The sequence below is a fragment of the Cytobacillus sp. IB215316 genome (genome assembly GCF_033963865.1).
Lineage (GTDB): Bacteria > Bacillota > Bacilli > Bacillales > SM2101 > Nanhaiella > Nanhaiella sioensis.
The window spans coordinates 1-25,393 of record NZ_JAXBMC010000022.1; the positions used below are offsets into that span (position 1 = coordinate 1).

A 25,393-nucleotide genomic window follows, 5' to 3' on the forward strand; every position below is an offset into this window, starting at 1 on the left:
ATGAACAATGGGTAAAATATTTGGAAGATAAAAAATGGTTAAGATAGAAAAGATGTACCAGCGGAATTGGACCTGTTCCGATTGTAAAAAGAATTTAATTTTATCAATTCATTGGTGAAGGCGGAGCTGGGATTTCTAATTTTTTGTAATTCAACAATATGGTGCAAATCTGTTGTAAAGATATGCGTCATTTATCTTTTTAGCTGTTTTCTAAAAGATTGTTGTTTTTTGATAGTAAATTAGATTAATTCCAATAATATGTTAAAATATATAAAAAATAGAGGGATCTAAATGAGTCAAGATAAAGAAACGCCCGAAGAAAGAAGAGAGAGAATGAGACAAAAAGAATTAAAAAACCCTTCAAGCAGTATTCACGGAAGTAACCTTTCTGATTTAGTGGGCAGTTTGGGCTGGAGGGGTACAGGAATACTTATTCTTGTAATTATAATGGGTTTTATTATCGTATCAATATTCTTAAAATAAGACCTCTTTCTGAGGTCTTTTGTTATGCGGTTCTTAATAGTTCCACAGTTGTATTTTTTGACTTTTGACACGCCGAAATAAGCATTTGCTCTACACGCTTATCAAATGCTAAATTCATGCCTAATTCAGCCAACGGAACCAATAGAGGTAGAGTTGTCCAAATAATAAGTTCCCAGCCCTTGAAAACGCTCTTTCTTAACACGCTGTTTTTGGCGTTCATTAACCGTTACGTGTGTGGCTGTTAGCCAAATAAAAACTTTAATCTTCAGCAATATGGCGCAAGAATGTATTTAAGGCTATCCCTACTACCTTATGAGTAATATCAATTAAAATAGATCAACAAGGGAACTAGCTGAATACGATATGGCGCGATTACAGAGCAATAAGCATTCACTTTTTACTAGGAGGTTCGAATAGTTCTATAAAAGGTAGAATGTAAATAATATTTAGAAACCCAGCTAATCTTCTCTTGTGAAGGTAAGCTGGGTTTTTAAAATTTGAATGGGAAAATAACACATAATACAATCAAATTATTGAACAAAGTGAAAAGTTTTTTGTTAATTATATATCAAATACCATTAAACTTATTTTGTGGTGTTATCTTTAATGAGCTAAAAGTAGATTTTTTTATGAAGGTATATATTTCCTGATAGATTTATCGTATTCATTTCGTATTACATAGTAGGTACCAATAATCATCGGGAGGGTTGGACAATTGAACATCACAGAGAACAATGTTGTACAACAAATAAAGAGGAAAAATGAAAAAGCAATTACTTTTATTATTAATCAGCATGGCGGTTTACTTACAGCTATTATTAAACGTCATTTAAATTATCATCAGCAAGATTATGAAGAATGCCTTGATGATGTTTTATTATCGATATGGAACAATATAGATTCCTTCGATCCAACGAAAAATTCATTTAAACATTGGATTGCAGCAATTGCAAAGTATAAAGCAATTGACTATCAAAGGAGACAACTCACTATACGAAATCAGCAATTTGCAGTTTCAGATATTGATGAATCCATGGTAATGACAAAACAGCCACCAGAAATAAGCTTTGTTGAGGATTTACTTGAACAGTTGTCGGGTAGTGAAAGGAAAATATTTGAAAAATATTATTTAGAAGGCACTCCTTCAAGTGAAATAGCAAAAGAATTTGATGCTAAAGAGTCTTGGATTTATAACAAGCTTTCCAGAGGCCGTAAAAAGCTTAAACGTTTTTCAAAAAGTAAAGTTTGAGGAGTGAGAATATGTCAATTTATAGAGATTTAAATAAAATAAACATGGATTTAGAGCAGTATGAAGAACAAAACCTTACGAATTTCGAAAAGAAGAAATGGGAAAAGCGTATATTAAAAAAAATAAGGAAACAAAATCCAAGTCACCAGAAAAAATATCTAGGTGTTACAGCCGCAATTACTTTAGCAGCGGGTATTTTATTGAGTTCTAGTATGGTATCTGTTGCAGATATGCCATTTATTGGTGGTTTGATTGAAGACTATAGAGGAAGTAAGGAAAAGGTAGATTATGACCTATATAAAACTGCCGTGGGTACTACTGCTGAAAATGGGTACGGTAAAATGACATTGAATGAAGTGTTAGTTGATGGTGGGCGATTATTAATCAGTTCCACTTTCGAGCCTGCAAAAGGGATTGACTTTGACTATCAAATGCATCCAATGCCAAAAGTGCTAATAAATGGACAGAACCTAACTTCGTCGACAGGTGGGCAATCTATAGAATTAAATAATAGTATGTTTACGATTTATAATGATGTTGAACTTACAGAGGTCCCTATCGGTGAAACGATTCGATTCCATATTGAGTATGATCACTTAGATTATGAGTTGCCAATGAAATATCCTTGGATTTTTGATATTGAAGTTCCAACTGAACAGTTAGCAGTAGAAAGTAAAACGATCACATTCAATCAAGAAATACAGATTGGAAATGGACAATCCATTCGTTTAGATAAAATGATCGCAACGCCAATATCCACTGTACTCTATTACGACTCGCAAGAGCAGGAAAATAATATACAATTTAAAATTATAAGTGAATCAGGAGATGAAATACTACCATACTCTAGTCATGTCAATCCTGAAGAGTCTAATAATCGATATACAGCAATTGACTTACAATTAGAGAAATACTATATAGTACCGTTTGAAGAATCAGAAAAGTCAAGTGAAGTATGGGATCAATCTATACCAATTAATCCATGATAATGATTAAACGATATGGGCTTTAGTTGAATATGACCAATAATAAAGTCGATTCTTTAAAACAAGGAAATCGGCTTCTTATTTCCTCGATTTTCTATGTGTACAAATTTAAAAATACTAGATGTACCACATACAGGGGCTGATCCGCAGCTTAAATCTTCAAAACTTATCTTCAACAATATGGCGTTAATCTGAAAAACAGATAATCGTCACTTATTATTTTGGGTAATTAATAAATAGCTTAGCTCCCGTTGACCTTATTAACTTAGACATTCGCATATTTTAGTCACGTTATATATATTAGTCCAACCTTCTATAGGAAATAACCATACACATAAAGTAAAAATTATAGAAGGTGAAATTTTTTATGAAAGATAAAGGTTGTAAATGTAGAGTCGTTCCATCACCACCACAAGGGCCACAAGGACCGCCGGGGAAACAGGGACCACAAGGAGTTCAAGGGCCAATGGGAACTCCAGGCCCACCAGGTAGCGCTCTGGGTTTTTGTGAAATTTTTCGTAATCCTAATTCTATGACAGAGTTTCCATCCTCTGGTGATACTGTACTATTTGATAGCGAAGGACCATGTCAAGGTGGTTTTGAGGTGACGGGGGGAGGAACATCCATTGAGATTCCGGCAACAGGAGTTTATCAAATAACATTTGCTATAAATGTAGGATTAGACCCTGAGGATGGAGTGATATTTGAGGTGAATTCAAATCTTTTAGGTAACCTTGATAAATCGGAAACATTTGACCGAAGCGATGGTGCTGATAGTACGACAGATAACCGTGTAGCATCAACTACTATACTTCAAAGTCTTACAGCAGGTGATGAAATTTCAGTTGAGGCAGTAACTGTTTTTAATAGCCCATCATATACAAAAGCGGTTCTGACTATAATAAGATACACATAATAAATTGTGAGGCACTCTTACAAAAAAAGAGTGCCGTTTGCTCAAACATGTAAACCATATTCAAATCTATTTTACATAATAGTAGGCTGTAACATTAACGATCTTTTTATAAGAAACTAAATTTTTGTTAAATTGAGCACTTCTAAACACAAGTTGAGTTGTATTTACTAAATAAATGTTATTCAACAATATGGCACGACGACCTAAAATCATCGCGTTGCTGTTATACTGAATGCATCTAGAACAATTTGATAAGTAATGGCGCTCTAACAATTTCTTTATTCCATATTTTTTGCACTAGAACAGTTTATTCTTTGGTTTGAAAAGGGGTTTTTTGAGTAACCTTCATGCTTTTTATACGTGGAAAACGTTCATCTGGGTTATTATCAAGTATCCACTCATGATGGGTTTCTGCAACCAAAGGGGTGTCATTAACTGATATACCTTCCCAGTCAAAATCTACTGAAACATGTAGTGTTTGATTGGAATTTTTCTGAACAGAGAAATTTTTTGGATAATGGGCACTATGTTTTACTTGTTGTTCAATTGATTCTAACCATTCCTTAAATTGGTTGTTATTCACAATCTTTGAAGTCGAACTTAAATCAAATTCAAATTGATTAGCTAAAAGTTCATCAAATTTATCTTTATTAACATTTACTGTTTCTATTAAATATAACCAATAATGCATAAATGATTTTGCTCGATTTTCCCCATAAGCAGATAAAAATTGTGGATCCTCAATAGTTTCTATAGGCTCAATTTTGACTTTGGTGAACAGAGGGAGGTCATTGTCTCTAAGTCTTAAAACAGTGGAATAATGAATTGTATAACTATAACGACTTTTATCGGGACGTATGTTTTGATAAAGTATTTCTGCTTCTAATGACAAGTAATTGTTATCTATACGATTTACTTGGGTATGTTTAACATGATGAGCATTTTGCCATCCTTCATACATCATCAATCGTTCTTTTATATTATCTTTCCCTGTAGAAGTCCCTGATTGGGATGAGATTTCGATATCACTTGCTAAAATATCTAATTGATTATCAATACGAGCCTTATTAAAAGGCATCTCATACACCTGATACCATCGATAATATTGTGTTAAAGCTAAATGATTATCTTTTGTTTGAGAAAATGGATCCATTAATCGTAACTCCTTTTCAAATATTAGTTTTTTTTGTATTTGACAAAATGAATAATTTTGCACACATTATCCTTCCCTTTACAAGGTTTTATTATTATTGTGTATGCTTGTCCTTTCTTCTATTTAAAAACTAAAGATGACACCAAGATGTGTTTACCATTAAGGGAATTTGAAGAAATACTGTAAATCTTTACTGAAGATTGATCTTCCACAATCTTGCGCGATGATCTAACATCGGCTTTTATAAAGGATGTTTATCAACGAAAGATTCTCAAGGCCTCATCAATCGGTAATCTATCTTTTAACAAAAGATAAGGAATAAAATGAAATAAACCAACGAAAGCAGCAAATACAAGTGATATTGTTGTTACATAATTTTAACTTATGAATTTAGATAGATAAGTTCGTTAGGAGGATAAGTTTATTGGAAGAAAAAAAAGGATTATCATATATTTTATTATTTATTTTTGGGGTGTTATTGGGTAGTTTTTCTATTTATTTGCCTCCTTTAGGGTATAAAAATATTGAGTATATTGAACAAACATCAAGCTATGAAATTACTAATTATAGTTGGTATGGAAAGCAAATATATATGGAAATTATTGAGGGAGATAATAAAGATGTATTGGTGATATACCGAAACCAAAGCAGAATTCAAGAAATAGAGGCTTGGATAATATTCTTTACAATAGCGTCGTTGGTGTTATGGAGGATTAGAGATAAGAAATTCCGTATTTATGTCTGTGCCTTTTCAGCAATTGCATTTATTGTAATGGATATTGTGTTGGTAAACAAACTCAATTAAATCAAGGAGCTTTCCCTAACCTTTGTTCATCAAAATAGATAAGTATAGCATAACTATTAGATTTGAAAATTTTTTTAAACAAAATGGTGCAATTCTCTAAGGGATGTTTATTTATGATTTGGGCCATTATCTTGATGACCTGAAATCGAGATAAATTGATATGTGTTAGTATTGAGTAAAGTTATTCGAAAAATATGAAGGATAGTAAAACGTAAATATATTGTATAGATACTATTGTTTATGTAGACTTAGTAAGAGTTACATATTAAACAAAAGGGTCATATTGAGAATATTGTGTCAAGAGAACAGAATGAGTAATTCAAGAAATTAATGTTATTTACACTTGCTACGGGGGATACTTGTGAAAACTCACTATTATCTAGGTTGGTTTAATAATTTTTTTCCAGAGAATCTGGGCAGGGCTTTACAAGAGGATATAACTGATAGAAAATCGCTTGTTATGATTAGTTCGAATCCACCTTCTTATGAAGATGATGGTGCTACTGAGCGATCGTGGCTTGACCAGGCCGGCATTATATTTGATGAATATCATTTAATTAATTATCGCGTACAGAAGGAAGATGCCCAAACGTTAATTCAAAATGCTTCAGTCATTTTCTTGTTGGGTGGAAATATTATTAACCAAAATGGTTTTTTGATGGAATATGAACTGTCGGATTTGATAAAAAAAAGCAGATCCGTTGTGATGGGAGCAAGTGCTGGTGCAATCAATATGTCCGCTAAATTTATAAGCTCTGTTTTGACGGAATCGGCCTTGACGATTTTTCCGTCCGGGCTCATTTTGATCTTGAAAATAACTTTGCGCTAGTTCAAAGTGAACTGTCTCCCTTATCGGAAGAAATAAATATTTATGCGTCAAACAAAGATTGCGCTGTACGTACAAAGGGAGACAAAATTGACATTTTTGGCAATGTATATTTAATTTCCCACTCAAAGATTCAGAAATTGGATGAGACCCTCTAGTTTTGGTGAATGGCTATGGCTTAATTGTGTTAATTATTTTATGAAATGCTTCTATTTTTAAATTTAGTGAAGGAAGATTACGCAAGATAGGATTGTTTCTTCGTTATCCAGAAAGTATAGATTTGCAGAACGGTCTTCAGCTATTTGGTGCTTTTCAGAAGTAATACTGAAAAGCGTCTTTCTTTATGTTTTGAGCAATCTAGTTCAAATCAAGATATTTTAGTAACCACAATGGACGTTATAGTTACAAGCTAGCTAAAAAAAGGGCTATCAAAGCTCATAAATGTACTTTTAGAAGCATATTCATTTTTCTGCTTTAATTATAATCTTAGGCGTACATTCTACTTTAACGACAGTTTCTTGTGTATTATTTAACTAATGGTTGTTTAGCTAATATACATAGCCTTCTGTAATTCACCTGCAGACCATCTTTTAGTCCATTACAATATATCCAATATTTATGGTCATTATTTTTATCTAAAAAAATTGGAATTAAATAGTATGGTGAAACGGAAAGAGTACCCTCAAATTCCCCCTAAAGTTGAATATAGCCTAACGGATAAATCAAAATATTGGTGTTGTTTTCGAAAGTGAACCAAATGCTATCTATAATTATTGGGTAGAAAGTATGAGTAATATCTACCAAATTAGTTTTAAGACAGACAACATGTTAGATGAATTAGAACATGTAGAATAAAGATAAATAATATTGAGTAATAGATTATATAATATCTTCCACCATCTAGAGCAAGAAGGTAGTAGCATTCCTTGGAAATATAGCTGAAGTTGACCAAATTCCATTTCAACTTTATTAAAGATTAAGAGATTGGTAAGGTATTAGTTCCAGTTCTTCAGAAATGAGAATGGGAACTTTTTTGTTTATATAATCAGGAATCTACTTTACGGAATATCGTAGCTTAAATTTTGTTAAGCAATTTCTTTCTAAAACCTTTATTGTTTCCGTTTTAAAAATAATTGGCTCAAATTTATTCAACAATATGGCGCATCCCTTGAATATGAAAAGAACTCAATTACCAAAATGATTAGGACTTTGGCATAGAAGTAATTTATAAAATTCTACTATTGTTGAATAAGACTACTAATAAGTGTCCATACTATTGATAGATTAAAAACTAGCAAATGGGAGAGTGATTGATTATGTTATTGTTGGAGGCTTGGGAACGTTATCAATCTGATAAAAAGATTGAAGGCTATTCTACATTAACTATTAAAAACTATTCTTTTCAACATAATTTACTCCATCGATATTTCGGAGACATAGAAATGAATAAATTTAATACTGAAAACCTAAAAAAGTATTTGATTGAGACTGGGGAAAATTTAAAGGCTTCAAGTTTATGTCATAGAATTAGATATATCAAATCACTGTTTAATTGGGCTTTTGAAGAAGGTATCGTATATAAAAATCCAGCTTCAAAACTAAAAGAACCGAAGGTAGGTAAAAGAATCCCTAAATTCCTATCTGAGCAAGAGATAGAACTCTTACGTGAATCATGTCATACATCGATGGAAAATGCGTTATTCGAATTTATGTATTCTACAGGCTGTCGGATTGGTGAAGTAGTTAAATTAAATAGGGATGATATAAATTTTTCAAGTAAGTCAGTGTTTGTTATGGGTAAGGGAGATAAAGAAAGAGAAGTGTACTTTAACGTAAGATGTGACATTTGGTTAAAAAGATATTTAGATGAAAGAGAAGACGATGATCCAGCATTGTTTGTGACCGAGAGAAAACCGAATCATCGTATGAGTATTGATCTCATGAGATATATCATCAAAAGAATATCTAATCGTGCAGGAATTAAAAAGAATATTCACCCTCACCAATTACGACATAGCTATGCAACACATATGATAAATAATGGTGCTCCAATTGATTTGATACAAAGCTTATTAGGTCATGAGAAAAGTGAAACAACAAAAATATACGCTCAATTAAGTGGGAAATTAAGGCATCAATTTTATAGTCAGTATTTTTAAGAAGAGGACAAATGATAAGTTCTCTTTTTTTTCGTGAGAATTTGTGATGATTTTTCTTTTTAGGGCCTTTTAATGGAATAAGAATTCTTGAAAAAGTGCACTTATATATTAATTATTTATGTTAGTTGGATAACAATGGGTTTGAAAACCATATCTTTTCAGTTTTAATCTGTAATTATTCCATTTTTCATTTTGATCTTCGGTAATAAAGCTTGCTTCGATAATACCTTCAGATGATTATGATAGCTTTGATTGGGGTAGGTCACCAAGTTTTTTAGAAAAGTATCACTCACAAAGTTCCTTCCTTTGCATTAACTCATAAATAACTTTTAACCTAATTTGATCTAAAAGAGCTTTAAACCTTATTTCGTTCATTTTAGAGGTAGCTTCGATGTTCGTATCTACCAAAGGTTCCCCCTTGACCTCACTCCTTATTAATCGGAAAAATTGATTTTTATAGTGGTGCTAAAAAGTAATGTTAGGAGTATTTTCTTTTGTTCTTCCTTGCTAATACTCCAAATAAAAGATTATGATCTTAGTTCTTCAGCATAGATAAGACAGTCGGTAATAATCGCTTCTGTTGAGGTTGCTTGTACTCAGGGTAAATAGCAACTATGCCAAGAACTAAAGATATAAATTTGAAAGTATATGAATGAAGAGATTTCTTAAGCGAATTCCGTTAGGTTCTTTTTCATCACAATACTATCAATATATCCTTCTCCAACCAGATTGACTTTATAGGACAAAAATAAAGCTTCTAATTGGTCATGATTTTTATCCTACTAAAAACATTTCTTTTAAAATTTTCTACTATCATTCCATTTTTAAAAAACAACCTGCATGGTTATGTTTAAAAAGAGCTCATCGTATAAACATGAAGAAATCTTAAGAAATTCTTCATTATGTTACAAAGAAAAACGTAAGATTTGAATGTTATGCTAGAAAAGTAAGAGAACATGAAACGTTTCTACAAAACATAGAAAACGAATCAATCAGTTAGGAGGAAATGTGTGTGACAGAGACTAACCAAACAAAAATGACCCCCTTGATGCGATTCTCCATCGTGGGGTCGTTACTCATATTCACGATTATTTTGATCTATACGTCCATAGATTTGGTTCGGTATATGAAAGAAAATCTAAGTGATTCTTCCATCAACTGGGTAGAATCCATTGCTTTGGGTGAAGACATCGGAATCAACTTGGTAACGAGAAATGATGGAAGCACCGAAATGGAAGTCGTAAACGGGGAAATGAAAGAGGTATTCGAAGTATCCGATCAAGATGAAGACATTACCTTGTTTCCGAACGAGTCATTAGGGATATTGGGTGTAATCACAAACGAACAAATTGAACAAATTTCGGTCAATGATTCTAATGAAAAAATATCCATAAATGATTCCAATGGAAAGATCCAGTTCTATTTCTATGAAGATTATATCTTCTTTTATTCAACCGAGAAAATAGACGAACCTGTTATCATCAAAGGATTTTCCAGCGAAAACGAATTGGTTGGTGAAACTCGTTCTTCATAATCTACGAAAAAGGAGTCTTAATCATGCTTTTAACATTAATTAGTGAAGTGGGATATCACGGCGCCGTCGGGGCCTTTGTTGCCTATTTGATCGGTCGTAGTTATCTTCCGGAAAATAAATTGTTTCTTTTTATGTTTTTAGGAGTCATTGCGGGGATTGCCCCTGATTTGACTTTGATCTTTGAATTTGCAGGAGGGGTTCTTTCTAGTATCACCGATTTACCTGTTTTGGAGTTTTTAGGAGTACGTTTGTATTTCATGGGTCATTCGATATTTGTCGCACCAGCTTTTAGTTTAGGGATAGCGGTTCTGATCCGTCCTATTTTTCCTGAACTGACTTTGAAGATCCGTTGGATGTCTATGTTTTTTTCTATCGTAATTGGGCATTTATTCATGGATTTTCTAGATAATGGATTGCCTTTATTCTTCCCAATAACATATGATCGAGATATTGGTTTAAACGTATTAAACGGGAGCGATGGGTTCCTTGTTCTTTCCTTTAGCGTTTTATTTGCACTTATTCTGGTTCTTCATAAAACGGGAAGGCAAAAATGGGCCCCAAAACTCATTATAGTCGGAGTTGTTCTGCTGGCTTCCTATGGAGGGGTAAGGGAGATGTCGAAAACTCAAATGACAAAGCAATTGTCTGAACAATACCCTGGTGATAAGGTGTACATTGAAGCGGGAAGCGGAAATCCTTTCTCAAGCCGGTTATGGCATTATGAAATCAGGTCGAATTCCGATGATTTTATCTTTATCATTTATGGTGAAGGATCTTTCTCGAACCTGAATGAATCAGAACAAGAACGACTTTTCTCAACAGATAACGGGTATACGCTATTACTGAGAAAAATAAAAATCGAAGATCAATTGTATTTAATAGGAATTCCTTATAATATCGATGAGTCTAGTTATAATTTTGATGTTGGAAAAGAAGACTTGCTTGTTTATGAAGCGGAAGAAGAGTCCGAGGAACTAAAAAGGATAGAAGGAGAAGAGAAAGACAGTCTTTTAAACGAACTACCTTCTCTCTCTAACGAAGCGATCCTTTTTGAAAAACAAGATGTCACCATCAAGGACATCGATCCGATAGAGGAATGAAGACAAAAACGCCTGAAAAGGCGTTTTTGTTGATTTAGTCAGAAATAAAAATGACTTGATATAAGTTTAAACTATAGTAGAGATAAGTGGAAATGAATATAAAATTAAGTTAGAAAGGAATTTATCCTATACTGACATTAATGATAATGTGTAATTAGTAGTGTTAAAAATTTTTAAGGTTGGGTGCATACACATGTCAGGTAGAATAGAAATTTTAATAACGTGGTTTAAATTTAACTTAATAGCAAGAAAGTTTCCGACTTTTTTAAACATAGAAATCAGTAATACTAGCTAAGGGGTCTTCAAAAAATGGAGCTGATCTGAAATACAGATAATCGTCACTTATTATTTTTGACAATAAATAAGTAGCTTAGCTTCCGTTGACCTTATTAACATAGACATTCGCATATTAAAGTCACGTTATATATATTAGTCTAACCTTCTATTGCGAATAACCATACACATAAAGTAAAAACTCTAGAAGGTGAATTTTTAATGAAAGATAAAGGTTGTAAGTGTAGAGTTGTTCCACCACCACTTCATGGACCACCAGGGAAACCTGGCCACAAGGTCAGATGGGAATGCAGGGGCAACCAGGGCCGCAAGTAGAGAAGATTTATTTAGCTACAAATTAACTTGTTGGAGATTATTCCTTCATGGGACAAGGTACTGCCGGAGGTTTCATTAATAATAATATAGTTGTATCAGAGGATACAGTCATTACAAAACTGGTATTTAGCACTCGTAATAATACCTTACGGGCAGGGGATACTGTAACATGTACAATTTTTAAAGATAATAATACTTGTGCTACTGTTCTCCCGATGGAAACACCAATTTCAGCAACGGTAATGGGGCCGAGTCCAGGTGCAATGGAGCCTTTTAACTGTTGTGCTATTGCACAAGGTAATGTCCCAGTTTCCCAATGGGAGTTATTATCTGTAAGGATCAATTCCACTGGAGCTACAACAACACTCCCCGGTGGTGTTACAGCTAGACTATCCCATAACAACTTCTATACCTAATGAAGTACTCCCTACACTTGTTATGCACTCTCAGAAAAGAAAGTGCCTCATAATACGAATGCGCGTTTCTCTATGAGACGTGTCTTTTTTTGTTTTTAGTAGTCGATCTCTTATAGCGAAACATACACACATTCAAAAAGAAGAATACGTACACTAAAACATAAATTCATATAAAGGGTGTTTTATTCATGATCACATCTTGTAGTTGTAAAAAAACAGTAATACCATCAAAAGTAACTCAAGAAAAATGTTGTGATTTATTATGTACAATAGGTGAAACTTTTTCAAATGGTATAGATATGCGAATACCCCAAGGTCCTCCATTAACAATTTTCGATACAATCCCTAATCGAGGTAAAAAGGGAGTTATTTCTCTTTTTACGATATTCGAGCCAATAACGTTAACTTTCATACCTCAAGTTGGTGATGCTATTCCTATTCCTTTAAATTCAAGTGAGAACATATCGATTCCTTTCGATAACATAAAACAAATTACTGTAGCCAATTTGGAGGAAGGCGGGAATAGCCTTGAATATGCTATATGCACCTTGTTAGGTACAAAGACGAACTGCTGCAATGTATTATGTTTTCATTCTGATCCTAGTATAAATTTTTTTATACCTACGGGAACTACAAGGACAATTTTTCTAACATTGAATAATATAGGTGAAACCGGAATGGTTACAATAAAGCCACAAAACTTTAAAATAAAATTAACTTTTATACCTCAAATTGGGGAAAGCACATTTTTCATCTTAGATGAATTCCATTCTATATCCATTCCTTTTGAAAAGATAAAGCAAGTGACAGTTGAAAACTTATCAAATTCTAACGCTGAAATTCGTTATGAAATTTGTACATTAATAGATCCTAATTAAAATATTCATAAGGATAATAATCTCAAGTTGAATTGTGTTTATAAATAACCTACCTACAACGTTATTCAAAAAATGGAGCTTTTCGGTAATAATACAGAAAAGCGTCTTTTTTTATTGCTTTTTTAGTTCGGTGTTTTCTTAATATTTATTTTATTATTTGATTTGTTCTATTATCAAACATGCTATCAATATACACACCGAATTGTACATTGTTAGTTTTTAACCATAACTTGAACTTTTCTACTGAAGCATTATCTAGATTTTCTCTACCTATAGGGAGTTCAAACTAGGCGATAAAATCCAAGCACATATAAAAGGAAGCATACTAGGATCCAAGCCAAGAAGAGCCAAGGTGAAGGAATTGTAAAAGTAGAGTAACACTTACTACCTTGTTTGTTGATTAGAAACTATAGAGTGTATTTATTGAATTTTTGTAGGGTTTTCTTATTGACGTAAAGCCTACTGATTAAAGCTCATGTGCTATTCAACGCATATCTGAAACATAGAAATGTGCCATTATGCATTTTAGAGCCATATTGTGGAGGAGTTCTTATTTCACCTAGTGGCCATTATACTTTGCAATAAGTCTCTGTACTTATGCTAACGTAGTAGGTTGTTATATAGTATATAATTATTTATAAAAACTATTATGTATTTAATGGCTTCAACTATAAATTTCTAAATAAGGTGTGTAGTGATGGTGAAAGGTAAATCATATATAGAAAACCTTACTTCTTCTGAAACTCAAGGAGAAATTTCAATTAATTTAGATTTCAAATTGCCGAACCCTTTTATAACGTATGCTGTCTGGAATATAAAAAATTTGTCAAAAGACGATAAACAATATGATAAGTCCTACGGTCCGCTTCAGATACCACCAGACAAAAAAGGATTGTATGTATTATATGATAAAAATAACACTGCTCTGTACGTAGGAATTAACGACGAGGGTAAACAGAGTTCTTTAAATACCAGTTTAAAAAATCAAATGATAAATACCAAATTTAAAGATTATATTTACCGAATTGATACATATTTAATTGATGAACATGAAAAAAGAAAAACAATGAAGCACCTACTGATAAATACATTGTTCCCTATCTTCAATAGGGATACGAATCTTAATAAAACCAGAGAAGAAGAGTATATGAAGAATCCTTGTATATATGATGAGGATGAACTTTCAGGAATTGAAGAGGAAGCAAAAATATTTAATTTATCTCCTGCCTATCCATTAATACATCTATATTTTTACTTAAAATATCAAGGCAGTTCAGTTCCAAATGACGATCGGAATTTGATACAGCCAGAAGTGTGGGTAAATTATATAGCAGAAGAGAATAAAATCAGTCAAGTAGATGTATTTAATCATGCTTATCAATATCTAAACTTAGTAAAGGTTCCAGGTGATGAATATAATACACCGTTTGAAGAATTAGAAAATAATATATTTAATAAATTCATGGTAAGACCGAATTATGAGGATTAACCTTTTTGATACATAGAGTAATTTACCTATTTTTAATATTAATTAAATTTATGCAGTAAACTAACAAATCAAAGTCAATGGATGTACAGCACAAGGATACTAACAATAGACACGTTATTCGACAATCGTGCGCTAATCTTAAATTGAAGATAAACGTCTTTCTCATTTGGGTGGGAATGTTATATATTAGTTATGGGTTTTGAGAGGAGAAATGGGATGGAGTTAGTATTTATTAGGCACGGACAAGGTGAACATACCATAGATTTATCTAACAGTTTAAATACAACTGACCCAGAATTAACTAATAAAGGAAGGAATCAAGCTATATCACTTAGAAACCAGTTTCCTTTATCAACGACTGATTTAATTTTAATTAGCCCTATGAGTAGAACATTACAAACAGTCCAAATTTGGAGTGAAGGAATAAATTGTAGGAAAATAGTAAGTCCTTTTTTATCTCCAAGAATGTTTCCTCAAAATCAAAAGTGGACTACACTTCCTTGTGATGAACTTCTAACTAAAGAAAAAATTAAATACAAATTCAATGAATTTGATATTGATGAAGAAGACTTATCAAGAGAGTGGTGGACAAAAGGAATAAATAAACTACCAGAACAAGAGTTTGAAAAAATAGCAGATATGTTTTTGAATTGGTGTAAGAGTACTGGTAAAAAAAGAATCTATTTAGTTTCACATGATGGAACAATAACTTCATATAGACAATTTATTACTGGAAAAAACTATCTCGAAATGATTTTCTAGAGAGGTCGGCTGGTTGAAAATTAATTGGTAATCTTAAACCATAAATCTTGAGGACCTAAACTGCTTTGATTACGTGGGTTAATTTATCTAACGGAAAGTAATTTTATAAGTATCCCGAATTCAAGTTTTCGGCTTCGGCGCTTTTATATGTAGAAGGATGAGTACCATAAGGTACCAACAGTAGGATATTTAGATACTACTGTTGGTAATTGACTAGTTACGATTGTTTTGATATTTCAACCATTCTTTTATTTCATTCATAAGGAACATTTTCTTATCCGCAATTTCAATATATGGTAGAAATCGATATGTATCATAACTAGTTAACTGTCTTTTTAAAACTGTGTCTGCGATAATAATATCTTTTAGTTCATCTTCGGAAATATGTAGATATTCAAGTAATTCAGACTGAGTCAATAAATCACTATACTCTTCTTTTTCTGGATCATCTTTTTGAGTAGAATTAGAGACTATGTGAGCACTCCAAACTATTGAAGAAGAAAAGATTAAAACATATAGCAGATATAAGAAGTATTTTTTATTTTCCATAAACTACAGTAGATGTACTACTAAGCCCCCTCTATCCTAATATACATCATCTATAATATCATAATTAGGCTACAATAATAACATTAATAAACTCAATGATTAATGAGTCTATTAGTTTATTAGACTAATGGCCATTCTAATTTTGTTATTCTGAAATATGGCGCATATCTGAAATATAGATATGTGCCATTATTCATTTTATGACCATATTGTAGAATAACAAATATTTTTTATCTATTGTGTAACCATGGTTATTTTAGTTATAAAATAAAGAGATGTTGAAGCGTATGTAGAGTATCGATAAAAAGTGAAATATACAAAAAAAATCACAAATAATCCAACTATTATAGTTTATTTGGATATCTTGACGTTTACTTCTAAACTTTCACAAATAACGCACTTATAAACAACATATATAATCTATTGAATCTAGTAACTAGAAAAGGAGATCAGCATGAATACAAGTGAATTAAGAGCATGGGAGGAAAAGAATGACGTTGGAAATATATTAACTCCTGTTGGTTAAAGTTATAGGGGTAAAGTAGTTATAGAATACTCCTATTTAAGACAGAAGGTGATGTGTAGATGTTAGATTATATTTGGATAGATAAAAAATCTCCAATTTTAACCCAATTACCAAACAATTTTAATCAGCAACAATTTTGCTCCACCGATTTTTCCAAATATATTATTCACCATACTCATTATAAAAAGAAAAATCACGAATTCTCACGAAAAAAAGAGAACTTTTAGTTTGTCCTCTTCATACAATAATGACTATAGAATTTCAGTGGCAATGTAAAGTATGTTAAAACAAAAAAATAATCAACTATAAGTCCTAATGTAAAAGGGATCTTCTTAGAATACTATTAATTTTTATAAGTTTATTCAGGGTTAAATATGTTCTTAATTCAAACAACCCTATCCAATATCGAAATGAAAAGGGTTGTTTGAATTTATTATTATAATTCTAAATCAAACCAAGTTTCTGCATCGCGACCTTCTAAAAATACAGCCTTTGGTGAGTCAGTTTCGTCAACTAAGAAATAAGTCCATCCCTCATATTCTGAATCAGAATACAATTTTGTCGATAAATCTGGGTCAGGAGTAACAATTGAAACGAAGTCATCATATAAAACGCCAGACGAACTTACGGATTCAAATTGAGAATGATTAATGTCCATAGGTTCGTTGGCTAATTCTAATACACTTACTTTAAATTTAGCCAAAACATACATTTTCCCTTTCTCAGGTGGTTCATTAAAGGAATTCGCTTCCTTTATCATATTCCAAGCGCTTTCCCCAGAAATGACATCAGTTAGTGTAAGTTCAAATTTTTGTAATCCATCAAGTATATCTTCATGATTTACAACTACCTTTTCACCTATTCCTGCAGCATTAGCCCTACTTTTACCTAATTCTCCTGTACTTTCATTGTGGTCGTTATTTTGTTCGCCACTAACTAATGTGATATCAGCAGACATGGTATCTTCATTATATTCCACTTTTGCTCCTAACATTTCTGCTACATCTCGTAATTTTACAAATGTTTTTTCTTCTTCGTGATACCAAGTGTTACTATCAACTTTTTCTCCATTGACAGTAACACCGATACGATTTTTATGTATAATTTCTTCTTCTACTGTTGCTGTATTTCCTCTAGGTGTTTTATATTGTTCAATAACAGTACCAGCATATACTCCTAGCCCACCGGTAAATATACTCACACCTAACACTCCTGCTATTAACTTTTTTTTCATGATCATCCCTCCAAAATATAAATTACTTGTAAATTATTCTATATCTTGAGGAATAATCCTTTATTTTTTTGAAAAATATTACAAAAATCAACAAATTTCTCATTAAGTAAACCAAGAATTATATTCCAAAATTATTTACTCAACTAACCGTGGATTTTGATGTCAAATGCTCCCTTTCAGCAGACCCATGAGATTCTTTAGTAAAAAATGAAGAGGGTTTTGGTTTTATCACAAGACTATTAAATTTAAATAAATAATAAACATTGGTCAGTTATATGGCGCTTTCTGAAATTATTCTAAAAAGCGTCTTTATATGTTAACTTTTTTCATTGTTCAAAATGTTAATTATATAGTGTGAAATTATTAGGGAAAATATGGATTTATAGGTATAAATCATAATATTGTAAGTATACATTTTGTGGAGGTTATGATGAAAAGAACATTAATTATTGGAGCAACAATATTAGCAGTAACTAAAGGACAACCTGTAACTGTTAATGGTGGATTAAACGCAGGTATCAGCTGCAACAAATGAGGAAGCCAAATTCAGAAGTTAATGTAAAAGGGAAAAATATAATTGAGGATAAGTTGGCTTAATTTTTACTGTTTTTAAAATATCGGCCTCTTATTTTTCATTTTAAGATTTTATTAAGGACAGTGGAAATTTGACTATTAAAAAGCTTCTACTACTAGCTTGATTAAGGACCCAAAATGGAGAAATGACCATGTTTTTTAAAGCAATCTTCTACCCATATATCAATTTCATTAAAAGGATCTAATAAATTAATATTATCTAGTTTTTCTTGTCTAAACTTAATTAATATTTTCTCTTTCAGTTTATTCCATTGAGATATAGAAACTGTATTAGGTCCATAATAATTAAATTCGGGCATAATCTCTTCTATGAACGGAGATAACTTGCTAAAGTCTTCAAATGTCACATAGATAGAACTTTCCTTCCAATGTTCCTTATTAAATCTTCCTTCAGCAAATTCATAAACACATTTATCCTCTAGGTCTTTTAAGTGTAAAACTTTAATATGAGTAACCTCCTTGTAGTTTTCTTCGTAAAAACTATAGAATAATATAGATAGGGAATGACAGTAAAGTGAATTTGTCATTCCCTACTTAGATTAAGTTATATCATTAATACATTCTTTATTCAAAAAAAACGAGCTATACTTTCCTCCAAAACTTAAAATTTCTTTAGTTGAATCAGCTAGAATAACATATCTGTAATCATCTAGATTCTTATACTTATGACAAGGAATCTTACCCGTCCCTTTCGTTACTTTAATGTCCCCCATATGTACCTACCTTTTTAGGAAGAACATCTACGTCTGTCTTGTATTTATGTGCTTTATGTAAATAACCTGGAAGATGTTCTGCACTTACTCCAACATCATCACCATGTTCCTTATAGTGATAGTCGACAGAATATACACGTGAAGGGAAATTTCCTTTATTCCATTCTGTCAAATCATCCTCAGTGAACACTAACTCAGCATCACCACGTTTAGTTACGCTTCCACTATTTGAATAAGGACATTATTGTCCTCTAAACAACAGAAAACGGGCAAGCTTTATGGATACTAGTCCATACAGAATATTATTTTGTAAATAAAATGAACAATAATAACATTTTAAGGTGGAAACTCCAATGAATTCATATTTATTTGTAATGTCCATGGTATGTTTTATGTGTACGATGGTAGTATTGATTGAATCTGAAACATTAGTTGTTGAATTTTCTATTAGAGAACCCATTCAAACTGTACCTTTTTTAGCACCTCAACCTTTAGCAAATCCAGGTAGCTTGATTACAGAAGAATTTTTATAACATCGTCATAGGTTTTTATTAAACACAATGATTATTTAGTCCATTAGTTAAGAAATAAGCTCATCTTACTATTGGAGAACAAGAAAATGTTATTCAACAATATGGCGCTTTTCAGATATAATTTTGAAAAGCGTTTTTATTTGTTAACTTTTTTCAGCATTCAAATTGTTAATTTTATAATGTGGAATTTCCTTCGAAGGAACAATAATAGAAAATCAAAAGGATGGCTAGCTCTACTTTAATTCAAAAGAAGGGCAATGCAATGTCAAAATATCATGGCGTGTTTATGTTTCGGAAAGTTGCTGGCTGAATAATTTAAACATATTTTTTAAAAATAAGACGAATTATATATTAATTCGAAACTTAGCTTATTTTATTTCCGTCTAACAAATAAAGAAAAGAATTATATGAGGGTATCAAATCTAAATATATAAGGAGAGCTAAAATGGGCTACGTTATGGAATTAAGAAATGTAGTAGGTTCAAAACCATTGTTACTACTAGGTTCAGTTGTCTTAGTTGTAAATGAGGAAAATGAATTGTTATTACAACATAGACGAGATGGCAGTTGGGGGTTGCCAGGTGGTTTAATGGAAATAGGTGAGAGTTTAGAAGATACTGCAAGGAGAGAAGTGATGGAAGAAACTGGTTTGGAAATTAGGAAATTAGAGTTTCTTGATGTTTTTTCTGGACCTGACTTTTACTTAAAGTTACCTAACGGAGATGATATATATTCGATAACTGCTTTTTATTTAACTTCTGAAGCAAAAGGGAACATTGAAATTGATAAATCAGAGTCTATAGATTTACACTATTTTCATATAAATGACTTACCAGAAGGATTAAATGAGGCAGATTACAAGTATATAGAAGCGTATCTAAAAAATAGATAGTAGCAAGATAATAAATTCGTGGCATCAAAACGTTCAGCGATTATAAGCATGATATGTAAAAAAATACTTTGAAAAACTTATACTTTAGAATATGCCAAACATATATTAAGGGGATGAATATGAAAATAGACCGTATGCTGACAATCATTGTTATATTACTTAATAGAAGTCGAATATCGGCAAAAGAACTTGCGGAAAAGTTTGAAGTTTCAGTTCGAACGATTTACAGAGACATTGAATCTATTAATATGGCTGGTATTCCGATCATATCATACTCTGGGAATAATGGTGGTTTTGGTATAAAAGAGAATTATAAATTAAACCATCAGTTGCTGACACTAAACAATTTGTGTTCCATACTTTCAGCACTTAAAGGTGTTAACTCTACATTTGAGGATGTTGAGCTTGAATCATCCATAGAAAAACTGCGAAATATTATTCCACAGGATAAAATTCATCATCTTGACCTGCATATGGAGCAATTTATAATTGGTATGCAGCCTTGGGCATACACCTCAAAACAAAAAGAACTGGTCAAAAATATCCGGAATGCTATCACTCAAACACAATTGATTACAATTATATATAGAAACTATACAAACGAAACAAGTACAAGGCAGATAGAACCGATGTCATTAATCTTTAAAGGTTATACATGGTATCTGTTTGGCTATTGTCACTTAAAAACAAATTTCAGGGTATTCAGGATTTCACGCATTATTGACTTGCAGGTTGAAGATGTACTATTCAAGCGTAGGGAAAAGTCATATCAAGAAATTGAAGAGGCATCAAAGAAGCAGGTCTCCTTAACTAGCATTACATTAAAATTCGTACCCCAGGTGAGGTCCCGAGTTGAAGATATTTTTGACAAAGAAAATATAGAAATTCTGAACACAGGTGAACTGATTGTGACTGCACACTTTCCAGAGAAGGAATGGTATTACGGATTGATATTCAGTTTTGGCGAACACGTCGAAGTGTTAGGTCCTGAAAGGGTACGCCAAGCTGTTGCATCTAGAATAAAATCAATGCTTGAAAAATATCAGTAAATTATTTTTTCAAACCTGACACGCTAGTGTCACACCACTATGCTACTATGCTAACTGTAACAGTCTTTTAGTACAGTTGTATAGGAGGAAATATGATGATTAATAAAACTGATTTTCCCAAGCCTACCCTTATTTCAGTCAACGGTGTGGAACTCGAAGTCTTTGAAGCTGGACGACAAAATATAGGAAAACCTATTGTACTCTGTCATGGCTGGCCAGAGCATGCCTTTTCTTGGCGCCATCAGGTGCCTGCCCTTGTCGCAGCGGGCTACCATGTCATCATCCCAAACCAGCGGGGATATGGCAACTCATCCCGTCCGAGCGAAGTGACAGACTATGACATTGAACATTTGTCGGGTGATCTCATCGCACTTCTCGATCACTACGAATACGAAGATGCCACCTTTGTCGGTCATGATTGGGGTGCAATGGTCGTTTGGGGGCTGACCTTATTGCATCCGAACCGTGTAAATAAAGTGGTAAATTTGAGCTTGCCTTACCAAGAGCGGGGAGAAAGACCCTGGATCGAATTCATGGAAGAAGTACTTGGTGACGACTACTATTTTGTTCACTTCAACCGACAGCCAGGTGTCGCAGACGCTATATTAGAAGAAAATACATTCCAGTTTCTTCGCAACATTTACCGGAAGAACGAGCCTCCTAGAGCACCTCAGCCAGGTATGGCGATGATTAATCTTGCTAGAGCAGAAAACCCACTCGGTGAACCCATAATGAGCGACAGCGAATTGGCTGTTTTCATCTCTGCCTTCAAATCAACAGGCTTCACGGCAAGTATAAATTGGTACAGGAACCTTGACCGCAACTGGCGCATATTGGCGGACGTGAACCCAATCATCCAACAGCCTGCACTTATGATCTATGGCGACAGGGATGTGATCCCGAAGTCTAAAAAACTAACTGAGTTCGTGCCTAATGTGGAAGTGGTCAATCTGGATTGCGGTCATTGGATCCAGCAAGAAAAGCCGAATGAAACAAACCAAGTGATTTTAAAATGGCTGGAACAATGGGAGATGTAATTTTTTTTCAACAACCAAAAGAGTTTACTTTAGAAGAACACCATGTTGAAGTTAGTGCAATTTGGGTGTGCTATTTCAGGATAAGTACAGAGCGTGCAAGCCTTACTTGATCTGAATCAGTAGAAGCCGCTCTTTGTTTTGGGAGGATTGACGGTATGCGAAAAACCATTTGAAGAATTAGGATATACTGTTAATCAAGAAACCAGCATACAAGAAGTAAAAGAAATGTTAATAAGTCATTACTCTAAAGAAATAAAATAGATGCTTACAGAATTCCCAACTGCTATTGAAACAGAAAACTATATTTAATACCACCCAGACGATACCAAAATTGCAGAGTTGCAGAGGGGTAGCAAATCCCTACTACTCTAAGATTATTAGCTATTAATAATAAATCAACCAGAAATGTACTGGCTGACCTCATAATACCAACTGGCGTAATTCTGTAATACAGAAAAGCGTCTTTTTTTTATGGAGGTTGTTATAACAAAAGTGTGGAACCATAAAAATGGGCATTTAATGTACTTACTTTTTATCAGTAAAATCATTGTTCTGGGAAAAAACTTCCTTTCTTGAGGAGGTTTTCTTATGAAAACGCCCAGAAAGTCAACATTATGAAATATGAGTTGTTTAAATATTTGTAATTATTATTGACGAATTTTATATATATCGCTACAATGTATCGTAACGATATATAGATGTTGGAGGAGGGTAACATTGTCAGTAAAACATATTTTATTAGGCGTATTAAGTTGGTATCCGTCGTCTGGATATGGCATAAAAAAAGAAGTTGAATATAAGGGACGAGAATTAGGCTGGGGCAAGATAAGTTATGGTTCTATCTATCCTAAGTTAAAAGAATTAGAAAATGAGAAATTAATTTATTGTTATGAAACACAAGAGGATGGGAGAACAACCAAAGTCTATGATCTAACGAAAAAAGGCTGGGATGAGCTTCAAGTTTGGTTGTCTGCAACTCCTTCTTATCCAGTTGTTCGTGATGAGTTGATGATGAAAATGAGCTTTTGGAAAGACGACAGTGGACAATTAATCAATCACCTTGAAATGAGAAAAAAAGAATCACTTCATATGCTTGATCACTTTAAGCAATGGGAAAACAATGAGGTATCGTTAATTACAGGTATTGCTGCGCTGTCAATGGATTATGTAAAGTTACAGCTCAAAACTGAAATAGAATGGATAGACCAAGCAATCTACCGTCTTCGTAATAATGAACTTTCACAAACCAAAGATCCCTATCAATTAACCGAAAAAGCATATGAGCGTCAGAAGAAAAGTAAATAGATGCTAGTTTCATTGGCGGAAATGAAATGTTAGGTGGTGGAGATTAGGTGGAGAAGAGTTTGTTACAAGCTTTGAAAATTATGGAATTTAAATGGCTATTTAGTGGGCAGGTTGTTTCTGATTTTGGAAATTGGCTAAGTTTTATGGCTGTTATGATAATGTTCACCTATCACTGGGAGCTACCTCCCGAACAGTTAGCGCTCCTCCCCATCGTAATTGCTATACCGTGGATTTTCCTTAGTCCATTTTCAGGGGTATGGGCTGATCGATTTTCGAAAAAGAAACTAATGATTATTTGTGACCTTGTTAGGAGTATACTTACTTTCATGCTGATTTTTGCACAGAATATTTGGAGCGTACTTATATTTATTGTATTAATTCATAGTGTTGCTACATTCTTTGATCCAGCAAGACAGGCTGCCATAAAGGAATATGTACCTGAAAATCAACTATTACAGGCTAATTCACTGAGTCAGTTATCTGTTCAAATATCAAAAGTATTATCTCCAACTATTGGTGGGGTTATTGTAGCGTTTTGGAATCCGGTATATGCTTTTATTATTAATAGTATATGTTTTTTAATTTCTGCTATTTTACTCTCAAGGTTACCTAATGTAAAGAAAAAAATGACACCTAATATTGAATCGAAAGAAACAAAATTCCTTTCGGAACTGTTAAGTGGACTAAAACAAATTGTGAGAAGTAAATATCTTATTATTGCAGTTTTGTGTGTATTCTCCATGATGTTTTTTATATATCTTTATGATAGCTATATAGCTCTATGGTCAAAAGAAATTGGTATTCCTTCTACGTCTTTCTCTCTTATAATAAGTGGGATAGGCCTGGGTAGTGTTCTTGGTGCATTCATAGTTGGATCTTTTGGGAACAGAATCCATCCTATACGAATGATTTTGACAATTCCCATCATGAACGGAATCCTTTTTTCAATAATTGGACTTGGGGGAATAAATGTTATTTCTCTGAATGTTGTAGTTTGGTTTATAATTTGGATGATGATTGGAGTGATCGGTGCTGGTATTCCGATCGCCTTTGCAACCATTATTCAAACTGAAACTCCATCAACTATGACTGGGAAGGTATATGGATTTGCACAATCAATCATAAATATTCCGATTTTAATTGCCCCCCTAATCGGAGCTAAGCTAATTAATTTACTTGGCATAGGATATGTGTTTTTAATATCGGGACTTACATTTAGTGTAATGTCGTTTGTAGCTTTGATTATCTTTGAATTTAATAAAAGAACAAACAAAATCTCTGATAATATTGAAATGGAAAGCCGAGAGTTCAACACTCCCAGTTCCTAAAAAAACGAGATCAAAACTAAAATATGAAGTTTTGCAAATATGGAAAAAGAAAATGAAATTCTATATTCCTTGGAGGTATTTCATCTCTTAAAGTAAGGGTAAGTACTTATTTATAATTTTTTATTTAGTGGTTAAGTCTGAAAAGCTATATTATGTAAATGTTGGTGTTTAAATCCAAAAATGATTATATCTAAACCCAATCGATATCCAACTCTTTTATACAAGTAATTACTTTAATAAATTGGTATCTAAATAGCATTCTTGCACT

Annotated in this window: 24 protein-coding genes and 3 pseudogenes; 20 read left to right on the top strand and 7 right to left on the bottom strand. The window is 32.7% G+C overall.

Annotated elements, in window-relative coordinates; all coding sequences use genetic code 11:
• Nucleotides 1–291 precede the first annotated feature (291 nt).
• Nucleotides 292–483 (top strand): DUF6366 family protein, encoded by a 192-nt coding sequence (locus SLH48_RS20625; protein WP_320259659.1) that lies wholly within the window; start codon nt 292–294, stop codon nt 481–483.
• 22 nt (nt 484–505) lie between these two features.
• Here the strand turns inward: SLH48_RS20625 and SLH48_RS20630 are convergent.
• A pseudogene (locus SLH48_RS20630) lies at nt 506–716 on the bottom strand (IS1595 family transposase); the annotation flags it as partial.
• 482 nt (nt 717–1,198) lie between these two features.
• Between SLH48_RS20630 and SLH48_RS20635 the strand changes: the two are divergent.
• The 3 genes from SLH48_RS20635 to SLH48_RS20645 all read left to right on the top strand — a co-directional run bounded on the left by SLH48_RS20635 (nt 1,199) and on the right by SLH48_RS20645 (nt 3,634).
• Nucleotides 1,199–1,732 carry a sigma-70 family RNA polymerase sigma factor gene (locus SLH48_RS20635; protein WP_320259660.1) on the top strand — a complete coding sequence of 178 codons (534 nt, stop codon included), beginning with the start codon at nt 1,199–1,201 and terminating at the stop codon, nt 1,730–1,732.
• An 11-nt stretch (nt 1,733–1,743) separates the two neighbouring features.
• Nucleotides 1,744–2,718 (top strand): DUF4179 domain-containing protein, encoded by a 975-nt coding sequence (locus tag SLH48_RS20640; RefSeq protein WP_320259661.1) that lies wholly within the window; start codon nt 1,744–1,746, stop codon nt 2,716–2,718.
• A gap of 367 nt (nt 2,719–3,085) precedes the next feature.
• Nucleotides 3,086–3,634 (top strand): hypothetical protein, encoded by a 549-nt coding sequence (locus SLH48_RS20645; RefSeq protein WP_320259662.1) that lies wholly within the window; start codon nt 3,086–3,088, stop codon nt 3,632–3,634.
• Nucleotides 3,635–3,941: 307 nt separating this feature from the next.
• On the opposite strand, the gene SLH48_RS20650 is transcribed toward SLH48_RS20645, so the two are convergent.
• Nucleotides 3,942–4,787, bottom strand: coding sequence for a hypothetical protein (locus tag SLH48_RS20650; protein ID WP_320259663.1), 846 nt, complete (start codon nt 4,785–4,787; stop codon nt 3,942–3,944).
• Between the two features lie 424 nt (nt 4,788–5,211).
• On the opposite strand from SLH48_RS20650, the gene SLH48_RS20655 reads away from it, so the two are divergent.
• From SLH48_RS20655 to SLH48_RS20690, 8 genes and pseudogenes are all read left to right on the top strand, one after another.
• A complete protein-coding gene (locus tag SLH48_RS20655; RefSeq protein ID WP_320259664.1) occupies nt 5,212–5,592 on the top strand; it encodes a hypothetical protein in 381 nt (126 codons plus the stop codon).
• A 361-nt stretch (nt 5,593–5,953) separates the two neighbouring features.
• Nucleotides 5,954–6,576 (top strand): annotated as a pseudogene (locus SLH48_RS20660) (Type 1 glutamine amidotransferase-like domain-containing protein).
• 477 nt (nt 6,577–7,053) lie between these two features.
• Nucleotides 7,054–7,170 (top strand): annotated as a pseudogene (locus SLH48_RS20665) (winged helix-turn-helix transcriptional regulator); the annotation flags it as partial.
• A 564-nt stretch (nt 7,171–7,734) separates the two neighbouring features.
• Nucleotides 7,735–8,577 (top strand): site-specific tyrosine recombinase/integron integrase, encoded by an 843-nt coding sequence (xerA, locus tag SLH48_RS20670; RefSeq protein WP_214484692.1) that lies wholly within the window; start codon nt 7,735–7,737, stop codon nt 8,575–8,577.
• A gap of 1,012 nt (nt 8,578–9,589) precedes the next feature.
• Nucleotides 9,590–10,111 carry a hypothetical protein gene (locus SLH48_RS20675; protein ID WP_320259665.1) on the top strand — a complete coding sequence of 174 codons (522 nt, stop codon included), beginning with the start codon at nt 9,590–9,592 and terminating at the stop codon, nt 10,109–10,111.
• A gap of 23 nt (nt 10,112–10,134) precedes the next feature.
• Nucleotides 10,135–11,211 (top strand): metal-dependent hydrolase, encoded by a 1,077-nt coding sequence (locus SLH48_RS20680; protein WP_320259666.1) that lies wholly within the window; start codon nt 10,135–10,137, stop codon nt 11,209–11,211.
• Nucleotides 11,212–11,867: 656 nt separating this feature from the next.
• The gene (locus tag SLH48_RS20685) at nt 11,868–12,236 is read left to right on the top strand and encodes a hypothetical protein (protein ID WP_320259667.1); all 369 of its coding nucleotides are present in this window, start codon (nt 11,868–11,870) and stop codon (nt 12,234–12,236) included.
• 188 nt (nt 12,237–12,424) lie between these two features.
• Complete coding sequence (locus SLH48_RS20690; protein WP_320259668.1) at nt 12,425–13,114, top strand: hypothetical protein; 690 nt, start codon at nt 12,425–12,427, stop codon at nt 13,112–13,114.
• Nucleotides 13,115–13,259: 145 nt separating this feature from the next.
• Here the strand turns inward: SLH48_RS20690 and SLH48_RS22560 are convergent, their stop codons facing one another.
• The gene (locus SLH48_RS22560; protein ID WP_413785448.1) at nt 13,260–13,388 is read right to left on the bottom strand and encodes a DUF3889 domain-containing protein; all 129 of its coding nucleotides are present in this window, start codon (nt 13,386–13,388) and stop codon (nt 13,260–13,262) included.
• Between the two features lie 423 nt (nt 13,389–13,811).
• Here SLH48_RS22560 and SLH48_RS20695 point away from each other — a divergent pair, with 423 nt between their 5' ends.
• Nucleotides 13,812–14,603 carry a hypothetical protein gene (locus tag SLH48_RS20695; protein WP_320259669.1) on the top strand — a complete coding sequence of 264 codons (792 nt, stop codon included), beginning with the start codon at nt 13,812–13,814 and terminating at the stop codon, nt 14,601–14,603.
• Between the two features lie 216 nt (nt 14,604–14,819).
• Nucleotides 14,820–15,365, top strand: a complete 546-nt coding sequence (locus SLH48_RS20700) for a histidine phosphatase family protein (protein ID WP_320259670.1) — start codon at nt 14,820–14,822, stop codon at nt 15,363–15,365.
• A gap of 213 nt (nt 15,366–15,578) precedes the next feature.
• Here SLH48_RS20700 and SLH48_RS20705 read toward each other — a convergent pair whose 3' ends face one another.
• From SLH48_RS20705 to SLH48_RS20725, 4 genes are all read right to left on the bottom strand, one after another.
• Nucleotides 15,579–15,782 (bottom strand): hypothetical protein, encoded by a 204-nt coding sequence (locus SLH48_RS20705; protein WP_320259671.1) that lies wholly within the window; start codon nt 15,780–15,782, stop codon nt 15,579–15,581.
• Nucleotides 15,783–16,876: 1,094 nt separating this feature from the next.
• Nucleotides 16,877–17,674, bottom strand: coding sequence for a stalk domain-containing protein (locus SLH48_RS20715; RefSeq protein WP_320259672.1), 798 nt, complete (start codon nt 17,672–17,674; stop codon nt 16,877–16,879).
• Nucleotides 17,675–18,372: 698 nt separating this feature from the next.
• Nucleotides 18,373–18,795 carry a hypothetical protein gene (locus SLH48_RS20720; protein WP_320259673.1) on the bottom strand — a complete coding sequence of 141 codons (423 nt, stop codon included), beginning with the start codon at nt 18,793–18,795 and terminating at the stop codon, nt 18,373–18,375.
• A 172-nt stretch (nt 18,796–18,967) separates the two neighbouring features.
• Nucleotides 18,968–19,171, bottom strand: a complete 204-nt coding sequence (locus tag SLH48_RS20725) for a hypothetical protein (protein WP_320259674.1) — start codon at nt 19,169–19,171, stop codon at nt 18,968–18,970.
• A 163-nt stretch (nt 19,172–19,334) separates the two neighbouring features.
• Between SLH48_RS20725 and SLH48_RS20730 the strand changes: the two genes are divergently transcribed.
• The 6 genes from SLH48_RS20730 (at nt 19,335) to SLH48_RS20755 (ending at nt 25,125) form a co-directional block, all read left to right on the top strand.
• The gene (locus tag SLH48_RS20730) at nt 19,335–19,514 is read left to right on the top strand and encodes a hypothetical protein (protein WP_320259675.1); all 180 of its coding nucleotides are present in this window, start codon (nt 19,335–19,337) and stop codon (nt 19,512–19,514) included.
• A gap of 445 nt (nt 19,515–19,959) precedes the next feature.
• Nucleotides 19,960–20,406, top strand: a complete 447-nt coding sequence (locus SLH48_RS20735) for an NUDIX hydrolase (protein WP_320259676.1) — start codon at nt 19,960–19,962, stop codon at nt 20,404–20,406.
• Nucleotides 20,407–20,525: 119 nt separating this feature from the next.
• Nucleotides 20,526–21,455 (top strand): YafY family protein, encoded by a 930-nt coding sequence (locus tag SLH48_RS20740; protein WP_320259677.1) that lies wholly within the window; start codon nt 20,526–20,528, stop codon nt 21,453–21,455.
• Between the two features lie 95 nt (nt 21,456–21,550).
• Nucleotides 21,551–22,492, top strand: coding sequence for an alpha/beta hydrolase (locus tag SLH48_RS20745; RefSeq protein ID WP_320259678.1), 942 nt, complete (start codon nt 21,551–21,553; stop codon nt 22,490–22,492).
• Between the two features lie 717 nt (nt 22,493–23,209).
• A complete protein-coding gene (locus tag SLH48_RS20750; RefSeq protein WP_214484709.1) occupies nt 23,210–23,797 on the top strand; it encodes a PadR family transcriptional regulator in 588 nt (195 codons plus the stop codon).
• 47 nt (nt 23,798–23,844) lie between these two features.
• Nucleotides 23,845–25,125: an MFS transporter gene (locus tag SLH48_RS20755; protein WP_320259679.1), complete on the top strand. Its 1,281-nt coding sequence runs from the start codon at nt 23,845–23,847 to the stop codon at nt 25,123–25,125.
• The last annotated feature ends 268 nt before the right edge of the window (nt 25,126–25,393 follow it).